This window comes from Nakamurella sp. GG22 (genome assembly GCF_052976845.2).
This window is the reverse complement of sequence record NZ_JBRIIO020000020.1, coordinates 1-15,667: the sequence shown is the minus strand read 5'-3', so window position 1 is coordinate 15,667 and position 15,667 is coordinate 1. Positions and strand designations below refer to the sequence as shown.

Annotated in this window: 14 protein-coding genes; 3 read left to right on the top strand and 11 right to left on the bottom strand. The window is 71.1% G+C overall.

Translation table 11 applies throughout. The features are described from left to right. Nucleotides 1–349 precede the first annotated feature (349 nt). The gene (locus ACVBEQ_RS18880; protein WP_447154845.1) at nt 350–3,073 is read right to left on the bottom strand and encodes a cation-translocating P-type ATPase; all 2,724 of its coding nucleotides are present in this window, start codon (nt 3,071–3,073) and stop codon (nt 350–352) included. A gap of 179 nt (nt 3,074–3,252) precedes the next feature. Then, a complete protein-coding gene (locus ACVBEQ_RS18875; RefSeq protein ID WP_447154844.1) occupies nt 3,253–3,759 on the bottom strand; it encodes a mycothiol transferase in 507 nt (168 codons plus the stop codon). Nucleotides 3,760–3,879: 120 nt separating this feature from the next. Between ACVBEQ_RS18875 and ACVBEQ_RS18870 the strand changes: the two genes are divergently transcribed. Both ACVBEQ_RS18870 and ACVBEQ_RS18865 read left to right on the top strand, forming a co-directional pair. Then, nucleotides 3,880–4,209 carry a hypothetical protein gene (locus ACVBEQ_RS18870; protein ID WP_447154843.1) on the top strand — a complete coding sequence of 110 codons (330 nt, stop codon included), beginning with the start codon at nt 3,880–3,882 and terminating at the stop codon, nt 4,207–4,209. Between the two features lie 65 nt (nt 4,210–4,274). Continuing rightward, the gene (locus tag ACVBEQ_RS18865) at nt 4,275–4,748 is read left to right on the top strand and encodes a YbaK/EbsC family protein (RefSeq protein ID WP_447154842.1); all 474 of its coding nucleotides are present in this window, start codon (nt 4,275–4,277) and stop codon (nt 4,746–4,748) included. Nucleotides 4,749–4,799: 51 nt separating this feature from the next. On the opposite strand, the gene ACVBEQ_RS18860 is transcribed toward ACVBEQ_RS18865, so the two are convergent. The 8 genes from ACVBEQ_RS18860 to ACVBEQ_RS18825 all read right to left on the bottom strand — a co-directional run bounded on the left by ACVBEQ_RS18860 (nt 4,800) and on the right by ACVBEQ_RS18825 (nt 14,260). Beyond that, on the bottom strand, nt 4,800–5,003 hold the full coding sequence (locus ACVBEQ_RS18860; RefSeq protein ID WP_447154841.1) for a hypothetical protein: 204 nt from the start codon (nt 5,001–5,003) through the stop codon (nt 4,800–4,802). A 200-nt stretch (nt 5,004–5,203) separates the two neighbouring features. Further along, entirely contained in the window at nt 5,204–7,351 is a 2,148-nt protein-coding gene (locus ACVBEQ_RS18855) for a 3-hydroxyacyl-CoA dehydrogenase NAD-binding domain-containing protein (RefSeq protein WP_447154930.1), read from the bottom strand. A gap of 5 nt (nt 7,352–7,356) precedes the next feature. Further along, the gene (locus ACVBEQ_RS18850; RefSeq protein WP_447154840.1) at nt 7,357–8,586 is read right to left on the bottom strand and encodes a thiolase family protein; all 1,230 of its coding nucleotides are present in this window, start codon (nt 8,584–8,586) and stop codon (nt 7,357–7,359) included. Nucleotides 8,587–8,834: 248 nt separating this feature from the next. Beyond that, entirely contained in the window at nt 8,835–10,187 is a 1,353-nt protein-coding gene (locus tag ACVBEQ_RS18845) for an HRDC domain-containing protein (RefSeq protein WP_447154839.1), read from the bottom strand. 66 nt (nt 10,188–10,253) lie between these two features. Continuing rightward, nucleotides 10,254–10,934, bottom strand: coding sequence for a helix-turn-helix transcriptional regulator (locus ACVBEQ_RS18840; RefSeq protein ID WP_447154838.1), 681 nt, complete (start codon nt 10,932–10,934; stop codon nt 10,254–10,256). Nucleotides 10,935–11,120: 186 nt separating this feature from the next. Then, complete coding sequence (locus ACVBEQ_RS18835; RefSeq protein ID WP_447154837.1) at nt 11,121–11,702, bottom strand: DUF3000 domain-containing protein; 582 nt, start codon at nt 11,700–11,702, stop codon at nt 11,121–11,123. Nucleotides 11,703–11,783: 81 nt separating this feature from the next. Beyond that, entirely contained in the window at nt 11,784–13,307 is a 1,524-nt protein-coding gene (locus tag ACVBEQ_RS18830) for an alpha/beta hydrolase (protein ID WP_447154836.1), read from the bottom strand. Nucleotides 13,308–13,426: 119 nt separating this feature from the next. Further along, nucleotides 13,427–14,260 carry a pyrimidine reductase family protein gene (locus ACVBEQ_RS18825; RefSeq protein ID WP_447154835.1) on the bottom strand — a complete coding sequence of 278 codons (834 nt, stop codon included), beginning with the start codon at nt 14,258–14,260 and terminating at the stop codon, nt 13,427–13,429. Nucleotides 14,261–14,331: 71 nt separating this feature from the next. Here ACVBEQ_RS18825 and zapE point away from each other — a divergent pair, with 71 nt between their 5' ends. Beyond that, nucleotides 14,332–15,345: a cell division protein ZapE gene (gene zapE, locus ACVBEQ_RS18820; RefSeq protein ID WP_447154834.1), complete on the top strand. Its 1,014-nt coding sequence runs from the start codon at nt 14,332–14,334 to the stop codon at nt 15,343–15,345. Between the two features lie 21 nt (nt 15,346–15,366). Here zapE and ACVBEQ_RS18815 read toward each other — a convergent pair. After that, on the bottom strand, nt 15,367–15,667 hold a 301-nt coding region (locus ACVBEQ_RS18815; RefSeq protein WP_447154833.1), incomplete at its 5' end, for an aminotransferase class III-fold pyridoxal phosphate-dependent enzyme.

Genomic DNA, 15,667 nt, shown 5'->3' with positions numbered 1-15,667 from the left:
CCGGCGGACGAGACCGCGCTGACCGAGGCCGACGCCATCGGCGCCGGGATGGCCTCGCTGGCGCAGTTGCGCAAGGCCAACGAGCGGGGCAGGGGATCCCGGCTGTACCGGATCGAGGTGACGTTCGACCGGCCCGACGAACGCGTGGAATTGCGCGACACCCTGCCGTCCGCCACCGATGTCGCGACGATCAGTGCCGCGCTCGACCGGATGGACCGTGGCCGCAGGACCGGGCCGTGGACCAGGGAGATCCTGCGGCTGATCGCGGCCCGGCCCGCCGTCCGGGCACCCGATCTGGCGGCGTCGCTCGGCCGGGAAACCAAGCCGTTCAAGCTCGACGTCCGCAAGTTCAAGGAGCTAGGGCTGACCCACAGTCTCGAGGTGGGGTACGAGCTTTCGGCGCGCGGTCGCGCCTACCTCGAACTGTCCGGGGACGGGGTTGCAGACGGCGCCGGTTCCACGGCGACGAGCTCCGCCGGGGCGACGGCCGGATAGTGGGAATGCCGTGCAGTACGGTCTTCTCGACCAGATCGGCGAGGACGACGGCGGGGATCGCGAGCATCGCGAGCGCCCAGCCGGCCGCTGAGGGGAAGCTGCCGCCCAGCACCGCGGCCACCGGCGGGACACCGAGGAACGCCAGCAGCAGGACGAGCTCGACGGCGATTGCAATGGGCAGCAACGGGTTCCGCCTGGTGAGCACGGCGCCGACCCAGTGGCTGGTGCTGCGGCAGGCGTACGCATTCGTCAGCTGCCCGAGAACCACTGCGGCGAAGGCGGTTCCGGAGGCAGTGGCGAGCAGTGCGGGATCGGGCACCGCACCCCAGCGCCACCCGCCGAGCATCAGGACAGCGGTGAAAGCGCCCATCACGACGATCGCCTCCGCCGGGCCGAGCACGCCGAACGCCCGTCGCAACACCCGCGCGTCCATCAGCCGGGTCCGCGGCACCGGGCCGTCCATCGTGCGCTTGCTGGGCGGCTCGGCACCCAACGCGAGCGCGGGCAGCAGGTCGGTGCCGATGTCGAGAGCGAGGATCTGCAGGACGCCGAGTGCGAGGGGAAGGTGGCCGAGCGTCAGCACCCAGATCGCGAACGGGGTGAGCTCGGCGACGTTGTCGGTCAGGTGGTAGGTCAGGAAGCGGCGGATGTTGGCGAAGGTTGCCCGGCCCAGCTCGACGGCCGTCACGATGGTCTGGAAGCTGTCGTCGAGCAGGACGAGATCAGCGGCCTCGCGTGCCACGTCGGTGCCGCTCGCGCCCATGGCCACACCGATGTCCGCCTCCCGCAGGGCGGGCCCGTCGTTCACCCCGTCGCCCGTCATCGCCACCACATGGCCGCGGCGCTGCAGCGCATGGGCGATGTTCAGCTTGTCCTCCGGCGTCACCCGGGCGATGACCACCCCGTCGTGATCGAGCAGCTCACCCAGTGCGGCTTCGTCGGACGGCAGGTCCGCGCCGAGCAGGACCGGCTGGTCGGTCAGCAGCCCGACCTGCTCGGCCAGCGCGCGGGCCGTTCCGGGGTGGTCCCCGGTCACCATGGCGATCTTGATCCCGGCCCGCCGGCAATCGGCGATGGAGCCCGCGATGCCGCTGCGGGGCGGGTCCTGCAGGCCCACCAGGCCGAGCAGTTCGAGATCCCGCTCCGCTGCGTCGGCATCACCGGACACCCGGGTGTCCGCGTCGGGTCGGCGGGCCACCGCCATCACCCGCAGACCGCGCTCGCTCATCTCCCTGGCGGCCCGTAGCGCCCCGCGTTGCGCGCTGTCCGCTGTCCGGGAACACCGCGGCAGCACCGAGTCCGCCGCGCCGATCACCTGCAGGGTCCCGTCGACCAGCACCGACGACCGCCGCCTGCGGGGGTCGAACGGGAACCTGCGACTGGTGTGCAGTCCGGTCGAACCGTGGTCGGGATGCCCGCAGCGCACCCCGAACACGTGCAGCGCAACCTCCGTCGGATCGCCCTGTGCGACCCAGCTGCCGTCCTTGCGGACGGCACGCCCGGTGACGCAGTGCAGCGCGGACGCGCCGACCTGCACCGCCGCGGTCATCGCCTGGGGGGAGCCGACGAGCCGGCCGCCGGGGTCGTAGCCCTCGCCCTCGACGGTGACGTCGCCGGCCGTGGTCCAGACGGCCACCACCGACATCCGATTCTGGGTCAGGGTTCCGGTCTTGTCGGTGCAGATGAAGGTCGTCGATCCGAGCGTCTCGACAGCCTCCAGATGCCGGACGAGGGCGTGCTTGCCGGCCATCTGCTGTGCGGCGCGGGCGAGCGACAGGGTCACGGTCGGCAGCAGACCTTCCGGCACCAGGGCGACCGTGACGCCGACCGCGAACAGGAAGCCCTGGTTCAACGGCGTGCCGAGCAGCAGGGTGATGCCGAAGAACGTCACGCCCAGTGCCAGCGCAACGCCGGCGATCACCGTGACCACCCGGTTCAGCTGACGGGACAGCGGGCTCGGTGGCCGTTCGGCGGTCCGGGTCAGCTCGGCAATCCCGGCGAGCTCGGTGCGGCCGCCGGTCGCGGTGACCGTCCCGGCGCCGGTGCCCTCGATGACGAACGTCCCGGCGCGCACCCGGTCGCCGATACCGGCGTGCACGGCGGCACTCTCGCCGGTCAGCATCGACTCGTTCAGGGCCAGTCCCTCGGCGCGTTCCAGGCGGAGATCGGCGCACACCCGGTCACCGGCGTCGAGCAGCACCTGATCACCGGCCACCAACTCCTTCGCGTCGATCACCTGCCGGACGCCGTCCCTGGCCACCTGCACCGTGCTCGGCAGCAGGTCGCGGAGCCGGGCGGCGGCACGATCCGCCCGGTATTCCTGGACGAACGAGAAGGTCCCGTTCAGTAGGACGACGATGACGATCGCGACTGCGAGCGCCGGCATTCCGCCGATGGCGGCCAGTGCGGCCGCGACCCAGAGCATCAGCGCGAAGAAGTGCACCATCTGCCGTAGCAGCAGCCGGGCGATCGGCGGCCGGGCGGCCGTCGGAAGGATGTTCGGGCCGTCGGCGCGCAACCGGACGGCCGCCTGGGCAGAGGTCAACCCGGCAACAGACACCGCTGCATCGGAATCCATCCGTCGCACCCCGCACACACATCCCGAACACCACACGGCCGTGCGCCGTCCTTCGGTCGGTGGCGCCGCCTTGTCCTCAGGCTGCGCTCATCGCCGTCACGGCCGACAGGGCCCAAGGTCCCGGCGATCCCGGTGCGGGGAACCGGGCCTGCCGAGCAACCAGCTGAGTCCGGGGACGGTCAGCGACGTTCGGCGATCCCACGGACGAAGGCGGCCTGTCCGGCGTGCTCCAGCCCGTCGGAGATCACGCTGATCAACCGCACCCCGAGCGTCACCGGCGGGTCCCATGCGGTGTCGACGACCCGGTCGAGATCGGCATCGGTGACGCCGCGCAGGTGCGCGGCGGTGGCCTCGTGCACCGCGTCCAGATAGCCGAGCAGCAGGTTCGCCGGCGGGTTCACCCGACCGACGTCCTCGGTGCTCTGGCCGTAACCGGTCTCTGCGCGGTCGAACGGCAACCCAAAGCGGTCGTACCAACCCTGGGCGGTCCAGACCTGCTCGCTGCCGAAGGCGTCGGCGACGTGGTCGTCGTGCACCCGGGTCAGGTGCCAGACCAGCCAGCTGATGGTGTTGGCATCGGGGTCGGCGCGAAAGGTGAGGTCCTCCGCGGCGATGCCCTCGACCGCTGCGCGGGCCGTCTGGGTGACCCGGTCGAAGGCGTCGAGAAGGAGTTGGGACGTGTTCACGCTGATCGCCTCTGGTTCGTTCTTCGGGGTGCCGGTCGGTGGTGTCCGGCAGAGGCTACGCCCGTCCGCAGCCCGGGTCGTAGGGTGATCCGGGCCCACCCAGCGCCAGAGAGCAGGCCGATGACGTCCACCGCCGCCGTTCCGCCGGACATCCTGGCGGCCATCGTCGCCGACGCCGCGGGGCAGGTCCCGACCCGGTCGGTGGAGCTCGCGCCAGAGGGTGAGGTCGCCGCCGGTGAGGTTGAGGTGCTGTCGGCGGAGTCCGTGCGGTGGAACGACGGATCGCTGGGCTGCCCCGAACCGGGTCGCTCGTACACGCAGGCGTTGGTGGACGGCTACCGGGTGATCGTCCGGGTGGGAGACGTCGAGCTCGACTACCGGGTCAACGGGCGGGGGCGTTTCCGCATCTGCCGGCGGGGCGGTGGCCGGTCCGCCCGGTCGTTCCGGTAGAAGTTGACCGGTCAACGGGTGGGCACCGCCTGCCGGGCCGGGTATCGATCGCGAGGAGATCACAGATGCACCCGAATGCGGCGGCCGTCGGCCGGGCGCTCGCGGACGCCGGTGTCGCGGGAGCGGTCCAGGAATTGGCCGATTCGGCGCGAACAGCCGCGCTGGCGGCCGCGGCACTGGGCTGCGAGGTCGGGGCCATCGCGAACAGCCTGGTCTTCATGGCCGACGACGTTCCACTGCTGATCCTGACCAGTGGCGGACACCGCGTGGACACCGCCTACGTCGCAACACTTCTCGGTGTCGACGCGGTGCGCCGGGCGACCCCCGAGCAGGTCCGCGCGGCCACCGGCCAGCCGATCGGCGGGGTGGCGCCCGTCGGTCATCCGACGCCGGTGCGCACCCTGGTCGACGTCGCCCTGCGCGACTACCCGGTCGTCTGGGCGGCCGGTGGAACACCGCATACGGTCTTCCCGACGAACTACGACGAATTGCTGCGCATCTGCTCCGCCGAGCCGGTCACGGTCCAGTCGCCGTCCTGATCGCGGTTCACGCGGGTGCGGTCGGTGGGTCGACCGCGCTGCAGAGTGCGGTCAGCCGGCCAGCAACCCGGCGTCGATGCCGCGGGTGCGCCGCGGGTTGCCCACCATCACGGACGGCCTGGCCGGCAGAGTCAGCATCGCGGCGTCAAGGCCACGGGTCCGGCGCGGATTGCTGACGAAGGCTGTGCTGACGACCGCGGCGAAGGAGGACGGGACAGCTGCGGTCGGGGCGGGGGTCTGAGCGGACGTCGTCATGGTCGGCACCTTCGTTTCGCGGGAGTATGGGTGGCCAGCGGACAACTGCTCCGCTGTTCCTGAGCATGACGTATGACCAGTGCCGTTGATGACGTTGTGTTGCCCTACTCACTCTACAAATCGTCGAAACTCACCCGAAAGAGCGAACGCGCCGCCGAATCCAGCGATTCGACGGCGCGTTACGTTCGTGTGACAAGGAGTCAAACGGGCAAAGTGGCCACGCCCGGCGCAGCGAACCGCCGGCCGGTAGCCCGCTCGGACACGCCGGTCCGATCCAGGTACGGCGTGATCCCGCCGAGCCAGAACGGCCAGCCCGCCCCGGTGATCACCCCGAGGTCGAGGTCCGCCGCATCGGCGACGACGCCCTCGTCGAGCATCAGCCGCGCCTCCTCGGCAAGTGCGACCAGCACCCGGTCCAGCACCTGCTCGGCGGTCGACGGGTGGTCACCCTGGACGAGCAACGCCGCGATCTCCGGGTCGAGCACCTGCCGCCCCCTGTCATCCCAGCTGAGCAGTGTCCGATGCTTGCCGTCGACGATCCGCCGGAGATTCTCCGACACCGGGAACCGGTCGCCGAACGAGCCGTGCAGCGTCTCCTGGACGTGCAACGCCACCGCGGGTCCGGTCAGCTGGGTCAGCATCAGCGGGCTCATCGGCATGCCGAGCGGTCCGAGTGCACCGTCGGCCACATCGCTGGGCGTGCCCTCGTCGATGGCCGCGAGCACCTCACCCATGCTGCGCAGCAGCAACCGGTTGACGACGAAGCCGGTGGCGTCCTTGACCAGGATCGGCCCCTTCTTCAGTGGCTTGGCCAGGGCGAAAGCCGTTGCCAGGGTGGCATCGTCGGTCCGCTCGCCGCGGACGATCTCCAGCAGCGGCATGACCGCGACCGGGTTGAAGAAGTGGAACCCGACGACGCGCTCGGGGTGCTGCAGATCCGCCGCCATCGCCGTGATCGACAGCGACGACGTGTTCGACGCCAGCACCGCCTCGGGCCGGACGTGCTTCTCGAGCTCGGCGAAAACCTGCTTCTTGACGCCCAGCTCCTCGAACACCGCCTCGACGACGAACTCCGCGTCGGCGAAGGCCGCGTAGTCCAGCGAGCCGGTGATCAGTGCGCTGAGCCGGTTGGCCTCGTCCTGCCTGATGCGCTTCTTGGACGCCAGAGTCGCGATGTCCCTGCGGACGGCGGCCAGCCCCTTGTCGAGCCTGGCCTGGTCCACATCGGTCAGCACGACCGGCACATGGAGGTTCCTTGCGAACAGCAGGGCCAACTGGCCGGCCATCAGCCCGGCCCCGATGACGCCGACCTTCATCACCTTCCGGGCGGTACGCGGGTCGGGGGCACCGGCAGGCTTGCGGGCGCGTTTCTGCACCAGGTTGAACGCGTAGACACCGGCCCTGAACTCCTGGCTCATGATGAGGTCCACCAGGGCCGCGCGTTCGGCGGCGAAGCCGGTCTCGAGGTCGGTGGTCCGGGACAGCGCGATCATCTCCAGCGCACGGTACGGGGCCGGTGCGGCGCCGTGGGTGCGCATGTCGGCGACGATCTTCCCGCGCTCGAGTGCGGCCGCCCACTCCTCGTCGGTGGCACCGCCGAAATCGGTACGCGGGACGCTGATCGAGCCGTCCAGGACCCCGGCGAGCCAGGCCAGGGACTGCTCGAGGTAGTCCGCGGCATCGAGCACGACGTCGACCACGCCGAGCCGCAACGCGTCCTTCGGCTTCATCATCCGGTTTTGGTTGAGTGCGTTCTCCACGATCACCGTCACCGCGTTCTCCGGCCCGGCGATCCGCGGGAGCAGCTGGGTGCCGCCCCAGCCCGGCAGGATGCCGAGGAACACCTCGGGAAAGGCAACCGCCGCAGCATTGGCCGCGAGCGTGCGGTAGTCGCAATGCAGGGCCAGTTCCAAGCCGCCGCCCATCACCGCACCGTTGATGAAGGCGAAGGTTGGGATCCCTGATGTGCCGAGCCGGCGGTACACCCGGTGGCCCAGCGCGACGGTGGCCGCGGCGCTTTCCCGGTCGAGCACCATTGCCGCCTGTGACAGGTCGGCGCCGACCGCGAAGACGAACGGCTTTCCGGTGATCGCGATGGCGTCCGGGGCGGCGTCGACGGCGGCCGTGATGGCCGCGTCCAGGCTCGCTAGTCCCAGCGGGCCGAGGGTGCTGGGCCGGGTGTGGTCGCGCCCGTTGTCCAGGGTGATCAGCGCGACCCGTCGGCTGCCCGCCGGGGCGCCCGGTGCCGGGACGTCGATCAGCCGGGTCAGGGCGTGGGTGACGACCTCGGGCGCGGCCTCGGTGGGACTCCCTGCGGCGGAATCCGATGCGGTGCGGGCCTTCTCGATGGTGCTCACAGATCGCTCCCGGCGGTTTCGATCGAGGATGCTTCGGTCGAGGACGTATCACTGGACTGCGTGAAGTGCGGGTTCTCCCAGATGACGGTGCCGCCCATGCCCAGGCCGACGCACAGCGTGGTCAGCCCGTACCGGACGTCGGGTCGCTCCTCGAATTCCCGGGCGAGCTGGGTCATCAACCGCACGCCCGAGGAGGCCAACGGGTGGCCCATGGCGATGGCGCCGCCATACGGGTTCACCCGCTCGTCGTCGTCGGCCAGCCCGAAGTGGTCGGTGAACGCCAGCACCTGCACGGCGAACGCCTCGTTGATCTCGATCAGCCCGATGTCGTCGATGGTGAGACCCGCGCGGCGCAGGGCCTTCTCGGTGGCCGGGATGGGACCGGTGCCCATGGTTTCGGGTTCGACGCCGGCGAAGGCGAAGGCGACCATCCGCATCCGCACCGGCAACCCGAGTTCCTCGGCGACGTCGGAGGCCACCAGCAGGCACCCGGTGGCGCCGTCGGTCAGCCCGGAGGCGTTGCCCGCGGTGACCCTGCCGTGCGGCCGGAACGGCGTGCGAAGGCCCTCGAGACCGTCGAGAGTCGTTCCCGGGCGCGGCAACTCGTCGGCTCCGGCGAGTCCCCAGCCCTGATCGGAGCGGGTGGCGACGGGCACCAGGTCGGGCGCGATCTTGCCGTTGGCGAGCGCCTTGGCGTACTTCTCCTGGCTGGCGACGGCATAGGCGTCGGCCCGCTGCTTGGTCAGTTGCGGGTACCTGTCGTGCAGGTTCTCGGCGGTGGAGCCCATCATCAGCGCGGACGGGTCGACCAATTTGTCGGCGACGAACCGCGGGTTGGGGTCGGCACCCTCGGCCATCGGATGGTGGCCCATGTGCTCGACACCGCCGGCGATGACGACGTCATAGGCGCCGACCGCGATGCCGGAGGCAACCGTCGTGACGGCCGTCATCGCCCCCGCGCACATCCGGTCGATCGCGAAGCCGGGCACCGACTTCGGCAGCCCGGCAAGGATTCCGGCGGTTCGGCCGATCGTCAGACCCTGGTCGCCGGTCTGGGTCGCGGCCGCGATGGCGACCTCGTCGATCCGCTCGGGCGGCAGTCCGGGTTGGCGGCGGAGGAGTTCGCGGATCACCTTGACCATGAGGTCGTCGGCGCGGGTCTGCCAATACTGACCCTTCTCGCCGGCCTTGCCGAACGGGGTTCGCACACCCTCGACGAAGACCACGTCACGGAGCGTTCGGGCGCTGGGCGCCGGTGGGCGGTCACCGGCCGGCCCTGACGCCCGTCCCGCTGGAATCGTTCCCGATGAAACTGGTGCCGCTGCACTCACGGACTGCTCCCTCTCGTCTGCCGGGCATGAACGGTGGCTGCTCGGAACGGCGAACGGGTGCTGTCGTCCCTGCCGCGGAGTTCTCTCGGGCCGGACACACCCTCGGCACGTCGAGGGGCCATCGGGTCATCGTACTCCGAATGTTACTGGCCAGTAACTTGACCTGCCGGAGCACCGACGACGCCGGCATTTAGCGCTGCCGCGAGCAGTCGTGCGGTCAGTTCGATCTGCCACGGGCGGCTGCCGCGGTCCGCGAGAGCCCGCGCGATACCCCCGGAGTCGTCAGGTGGCGTCCACAGGATCCGCCGCACGACATCGGGCGAGACGAGGTTCTCGACGGGCGTACCGACCCGTTCGGACAGCTCGGCCAGCGCGCCGCGCGCGGCCTGCAGCCGGGCCGCGGCCGCCGGATCGCGCGAGGCCCATTTGGCCGGTGGCGGCGGGCCGTCGCCGGGCGGCCGGACGACGGGGAGTTCCTCGGCGGGCAGCGCCAGTGCGCGGCCGATCGCGGACAGCCAGATCGCCGCGCTCCGCCGCTGCATCCGCCCGGAGAAGACCGGGAGCGCGGTGAGTGCCGCGGCAGTCGCGGGCTTGCTGACCGCGGCCGCGATGATGGCGGAGTCCGGCAGGATCCGGTGCGGAGCGACATCGCGCCGGCGGGCGAGCGCATCGCGGGTGGTCCACAGCTCGCGGATGACGGCAAGCGCCCTCCGGTCGGTGATCCGGTGCATGCCCGAGGTGCGGCGCCACGGATCGATCCGTGGCGGGCTCGGCGGGGTGGTCAGGATCGCCGCGAACTCCTGGTGCGCCCATTCGAGCTTGCCCTGACGGATCAGTTCGGCCTCCATCGCGTCGCGGAGTTCGACCAGCACCTCCACATCGAGAGCGGCGTAGGTCAGCCACTCCTGCGGCAGCGGGCGGGTCGACCAGTCCGCGGCGCCGTGCCCCTTGCGGAGGTGGAAACCGAGCATCTGCTCGACGAGCGGACCGAGGCCGACCCTCGGCAGCCCTGCCAGCCGGCCCGCCAGTTCGGTGTCGAAGAGCCTGCGGGGGCGGATGCCGACTTCGGCCAGGCAGGGCAGGTCCTGGTTGGCGGCGTGCAGCACCCACTCCGACTCAGCGAGCGGCTCGTCCAGCACGCTGAGATCACCGAGCGGGATGGGGTCGATCAGGGCGGTGCCGATATCGGGACGGCGCAGTTGGACGAGATAGGCACGGGAGCCGTAACGGAAGCCGGAGGCCCGCTCGGCATCGATCGCGACCGGGCCGCCGGGTTCCGCCAGCCGGGTGGCCCACTCGCGCAACTCGGTGTGGTCGACGATCGGACCGGCCACCGGTCCGCTCGGGATCAGCAGTGGAATCGCGATGGGAGCGTCGTCGTCGACGGCCCCGTTGACCGGCTCGTCGATGCCGTCGGGCGGTACCTGGATGGCGTCCGGCGAGTCGTCCGGCTGGACGTCGGGCACGCCGACGTGTCGATCACCGGTGTCGGACATCAGCGGAACCTATCGCGCCGCGACGACGGAAGTCGCCTCCGCCACCGCGTGGTGTGGCGCCGTCGTTCAGGAAATGACTCCGGCACGCATCGCCAGCGCCACCATGTGCGCCCGGTCGCCGGTGCCCAGCTTGCGGCCGATCCGGGCGAGATGGCTCTTCACGGTGAGCGCCGAGAGTGACAGCTGCTCGCCTATCCACTTGTTGGACCGGCCGTCGGCGACGAGCCGGATGACCTCGATCTCCCGGCTCGACAACTCGTGGATGCTGCTCGGGATGCTGGACGCGGAGGAGTTGGCCCGGCGGCCGATCAGCACACCGCTCACACCCGCGCCGACAGCGTCGATGACCGGACCGATGTCGGCCGTCGGTGCCAGCGCGATGACCCGGGGCCAACCCGACTCCCGAAGAACGTGGACGACCCGGCCGGCGTCGCCGCCGAGGGCAAGGCTCACCAGGGCCAGGTCGCCGGCGACCTGGCGGCCGACGAGGTCTTCGACACCGGCGACGGACGACGCCTCGATGATCCGGCCGAGGCCGATCTCGGTCAGGCTCGTGCGCAGCGGATCGCGGGTGCTGCGGTCGGGATCGACGACCAGAATGGTCGCCATCCGCAGCGGGGTGATGGGTCCATCACGCAGGGGGGAGCGCTGCGCCGGCAGCAGACCGGCGGTCAGGCCGTCCTCCGAGCGTCGCGGCGGGCTGGTGCCGAGTGCCCCGCCGCTCACGCCAACAGCCGAGTTGCTCACGGGACGTTCCTCCAACCGGCCGAGCCGCAGCCCGGCGTCACAATTTCCCGGAACGGCAGGCGGTCCACCGTGGTGCCTGCAGGCCGCTCCGGGGTACGAGTCGTTCCGTTGTCACAGCTAGTGTCTGCCCTACGGCCGTCCGTGGTCAAGCACCCGAAACGACCAGTCCATTTCGTCCGATCCCTCTCACCTGACTCCGGACGGATCTGACCCCTGGATCAAAGTCACTCCTTCTGGCGGCAGCCCGGCCGCAACGGACAGGAACCCCGCGAAGGCCTGCAGGTGGAGGTCGGTGCGTTCGTCCGCCGTCCACGACGCCCGAACTTCCAGGTCGTCGGCACGTTGCGGGCCTGCGATGTCGCCGAATCTTGTCGACGAGGTGGCCGTGACGGTGCCGCCCAGAGCGCTGTATCCGGCCCCCGATGCGTCCAGCGACTCCGTCAGCCAGCTCCACGCGACTTCCGGCAGCAGCGGATCCACCGCTATCTCGGTGTCCAGCTCGCAGGTGGCGAACACCACGACCCGCAGGGAACCGCCCCATGCGTCGACCCCATCGGGATCGAACAGCAGGATCATCCGCCCGGAGGCCATCTCCTCGTCGCTCCCGGCGGGATAGAGGGTGATGGAGAGGGCATGACTCCACGGCGCCAATCTCGCGGGGGCCGGCAACGGCCCGAGCTCGACCTCCGCACGGACCCGGGCGACGTCCAGCCGGGCGACGGCCCGCCGGAACTCGGCAGGACCGGCGGCGGTCGTCGACGCGGTCATGCCGGGCACACTACGACCGGCCACCGACAGCGGACCCGCACCACGCCGTCCGCCGCCATCCAGGGCCGCCCCGGCGGCCGGTCACGGCGGGCAGAGCGTCCCCGCCCCGGGCAGCTCCTGCTTCAACAGATACGCGTCGACCGCCGCAGTGACGCAGGCACTCGCGGGATAGCTGCCGTGCCGGCCGGACTGCCAGCTGATCAGGGTCGCGGACGCGAGCTGTCCGCTCAGTGACCTCACCTGTTCGTACGGCGCGAGCGGATCCCGCACGGACCCGACCACCAGGATCGGTGCCGCGCCTGCTGCCTTGACGGCGCCGAGCGCGGCCTCCGCTGCCGGCCACGACGAGCAGAGACCGGTGAGCCCGACGGTGTACGGACCGAACAACGGCGCCGTGACCCGCGCCTTCTCCACCGCCGCCGACAGCTGGTCGGGCGAGATCCGCAGGGCGCCGTCGTTGCAGCCGTAGATGATCGCCGCGTTGAGCCAGGTTGAGCCCTGCTGCAGACCGAGGGCCGATTCCAGCAGTTGACCGATGGGGGCGGGGTTGCCGTCAGCGGCCGCGGCGATGGCCGAGGCGAGGGCGGGCCAGCTGTCCGGGTCGCCGAGCGTCAGCAGCATTGTCAGCAGCACGCTGCCGCCGTTGGTGCTGCCCGCGCCCGGCCCGGCGCCGGGCCGGGCGTCCAGCGTGCTGATCGCCTGTTCGACGGTCGCCCGTGGATCGGCGCCGAGCGGGCAGCCGCCGCTGAACGACGGGCAACGGGCCGCGAAGTCGTCCAGCGCCAGCTCTGCGGAATTCGCGACATCCGTTGCGGTGACGTCCATCTCATCCAACGGATCGTTCGGTGCGTCCAGCACGGCGGCTTCAACGCGGCCCGGGTACCGATCCGCGTACACCGCTCCCAGGGTGGCGCCGAAGCCCTGCCCGATGAGCGTCAACCTTTCCTGGCCGAGCGCCGAGCGCAGTGCGTCGAGATCGTCCGCGGCGGTCGTGCTGTTCACCAGAGACAGCTCCGGCCCGGCCAGATCCCCGCACTCGAAGGTCAACGACCGGGACAGCTCCGCGATGGCCGTCGCGGCCCCGGGTGCCGCCGGGTCGGCACCGAGACTGGCCAGGGACGCCGTGTCGTAGCCGGAGAGGCAGTCGATGGGCGCCGACTGCCCGGTACCGGCGAGGTCGACGGTCACCACCGCGAAGTGCTCCCGAACCGCCTCCGACAGTCCCGCCGCCACGGAAGCGACCCGGTCCCGGCCGTTCGCGCCGGGCGGACCGGACAGCACCACGACCGCCGGCGCGTCCTCGGCGACGCCGGCCGCGCGTGCCCTGGCCACATGGATCGCCTGGTCGGTGAAGCTGACTCCGGTGCGGTCGACCAGCACGGCGGCGCAGTCGACGGTGAACCTCAGCCCGCTCTCCCGGTCCACCGGACTCACATCGCTGCACGGCTCCCAGCGGATCGGATCGGCCTGCCTGCCCGTTCCGCCCGGCCCCACCGGGGTGCTCTCCGGGACCGTCGCCGTGCTGGTGGAGGGCGCCGCGCCGAAGGTGGCCAGCGGCGGCCGCTCCGACGGGCCGAGGGTGCAGCCCGCCAACAGCAATGACACTGCGGCAAATGACACTGCGGCAAATGACACTGCGGCAAATGACACTGCGGTCGATGACACTGAGGCCAGCGACATGACGGGCCGTCCGCGCTGTGTTCCGCGGGAGCTCTGCCGGGACATCACCGCGGGATCTTCCGATACCGGGTGAACAGGTGGTTGCCGGACACGGCGGCGGTGACCAGTTCCCAGCCCAGCGGATCCTGCAGTTCGATCGGCAGGACCGGAGCGGCGCGTGAGCCGAGCATCAGCGGTGCGATCGTCAGGCAGTACTCGTCCAGCAGGCCGCCGGCGGCCAAGGCGGCCAGCAGGGCCGGCCCACCTTCGCAGTGGATCCGCCGGAGCCCCAACCCGGCGAGGGCGTCGATAGCAACGGCCGGGTCGATCCGGTCGGTGCCGGCGACGATGACCCGGACACCGGCCGGGACGGTGTCGGCGCCCTGTTCCGTGGTGATCACGATGGGCGGCGTCCTGGTGTCGACGAACAGCGGCGAACCCGGGTCCAGCCCCCGGCCGGTGACCACCGCGATCGGCGGCGGCTCGGCGCCGAAACCCCAGCGCAGGCGCCGCGCCGCCCGCTCCGACGGGAGCCGGATCCCGCCGTACCCCTCGGCGCGCACGGTGCCCGCACCCACCAGGATGACGTCGGCAAGGTCTCTCAGCAGGGCGAAGAGATGCTCGTCGGCGGGATTGCCGAGCCCACCCGATCGGCCGTTCAGGGTGGCGCCGCCGTCCAGCGACGCGATCATGTTCGCCCGGACCACCCTGGGGCTGGCTTTCCACGGATCTGCCGAGGTCCCTCCGGAGACGGGGTCCGGGAGTGGCGGCCAAGCGTAGAGCGCGGCCAGTTCGTCGTCCGCGCCGGGCCCGCTCGGCAACTCGCCCACAGCGGGTCCGGAGTTGCGGTCGATGCCGAGGTCGGGGACGTCATCAGGTGTCGGGGTCTCCGGGAGCACCCCCCATCCGTACCACGCCGATCCGGGAGGCGGTTCGGAGTGACGTCCGGCCCGCTCTACTCTCAATCCTCGTGTCCGTGATCCAGCTGGTCGACCGCGATCCTGTCATCGGCCCGGATGAGTTGATCACCGGGCTGGTGCCGCCGCCCCGGTTCGACGCGGTCCGTTTCGAGACCTACATTCCCGCCCCGGATGAGCCCAGCCAGCGCGCCGCCGTGGTGGCGCTGTCCGAGTTCGCGGCGCGGATCGCCTCGCCGCCGCGCAAGGGCTTGTTCCGCAAGTCGACGCCGGCCGGTGGCGGCTACTACCTCGACGGCGGGTTCGGCGTTGGCAAGACCCACCTGCTGGCCTCGCTCTGGCACGCCGTTCCTGGACCCAAGGCGTACGGCACCTTCGTCGAGTACACCCATCTCGTCGGGGCGCTCGGGTTCGGCGAGACCGTTCGCCGGTTGAGCGGACACCGTTTGCTGGCCGTCGACGAGTTCGAACTCGACGACCCCGGCGACACCATGCTGATGACCCGGCTGCTCGGCGAGCTCTCCGAGTCCGGTGTGCACCTGGCCGCGACGTCCAACACGCTGCCCGGCAAACTCGGTGAAGGCAGGTTCGCGGCCGAGGACTTCCGCCGCGAGATCCATGCGCTGGCGGCACGTTTCGACACCCTTCGGGTCGACGGCCCGGACTATCGGCACGCCGGACTGGCCGAGGCGCCGCCGCCGCTGACCGACCACGAGCTGGTCGTCGCGGCCCGCGCTGCCGGCGAGGGCGGGGCCGCGACGGCGAGCCTTGACTCGTTCGACGCCGTCACCGCGCGGCTGACCGACCTGCACCCGTCGAAGTACGGCCGGTTGGTGGACGGCATCGGCACCGTCCACCTGCGTGCGGTGCGGCCGTTGGACGGCCAGGCCGCCGCGCTGCGCTGGGTAGTGCTGATCGATCGGATCTACGACCGGTCCATCCCGGTGCGCGCCTCCGGGGTGCCGCTGGACCAGATCTTCACGCCCGAGATGCTGCGCGGGGGATACCGGAAGAAGTACCTGCGGGCGACGTCCCGGATCCTGGCCCTGGCCCGCGAAGGCAGCTGACTGCCTCGGCGGCCAGCAAGGTCAGCGTTCGGACAGCACGGCGGCCAGGGTGTCGACGGCGTGGTCGATCTCGTCACGGGTGATCACGATCGGCGGCGCGAAACGCAGCGTCGTCTCGTGGGTTTCCTTGACAAGGATCCCGCGCCGGGCCAGTTCCTCACTGATCGGCCTGCCCAGCCCGATCCGCGGCGCCAGTTCGGCGCCGGCCCACAGTCCACGGCCGCGAACCTCGGCGAGCCCGCCGTCGCCGACCAGCGCGCCGAGCCTGGCATATCGATTCGTGCTTGTCCGTGGTACTCGGCAACCGTGGGCTGAGTCGGAG

Bases quoted from the DNA above. Each gene is read 5' to 3' on its own strand.
- ACVBEQ_RS18835 (WP_447154837.1), bottom strand. From the start codon at position 11,702: ATGACCGCGTCGACGACCGCCGCCGGTCCTGCCGAGTTCCGGCGGGCC.
- ACVBEQ_RS18845 (WP_447154839.1), bottom strand. From the start codon at position 10,187: ATGTCCGACACCGGTGATCGACACGTCGGCGTGCCCGACGTCCAGCCG.
- ACVBEQ_RS18880 (WP_447154845.1), bottom strand. From the start codon at position 3,073: ATGGATTCCGATGCAGCGGTGTCTGTTGCCGGGTTGACCTCTGCCCAG.
- ACVBEQ_RS18870 (WP_447154843.1), top strand. From the start codon at position 3,880: ATGACGTCCACCGCCGCCGTTCCGCCGGACATCCTGGCGGCCATCGTC.
- ACVBEQ_RS18860 (WP_447154841.1), bottom strand. From the start codon at position 5,003: ATGACGACGTCCGCTCAGACCCCCGCCCCGACCGCAGCTGTCCCGTCC.
- ACVBEQ_RS18865 (WP_447154842.1), top strand. From the start codon at position 4,275: ATGCACCCGAATGCGGCGGCCGTCGGCCGGGCGCTCGCGGACGCCGGT.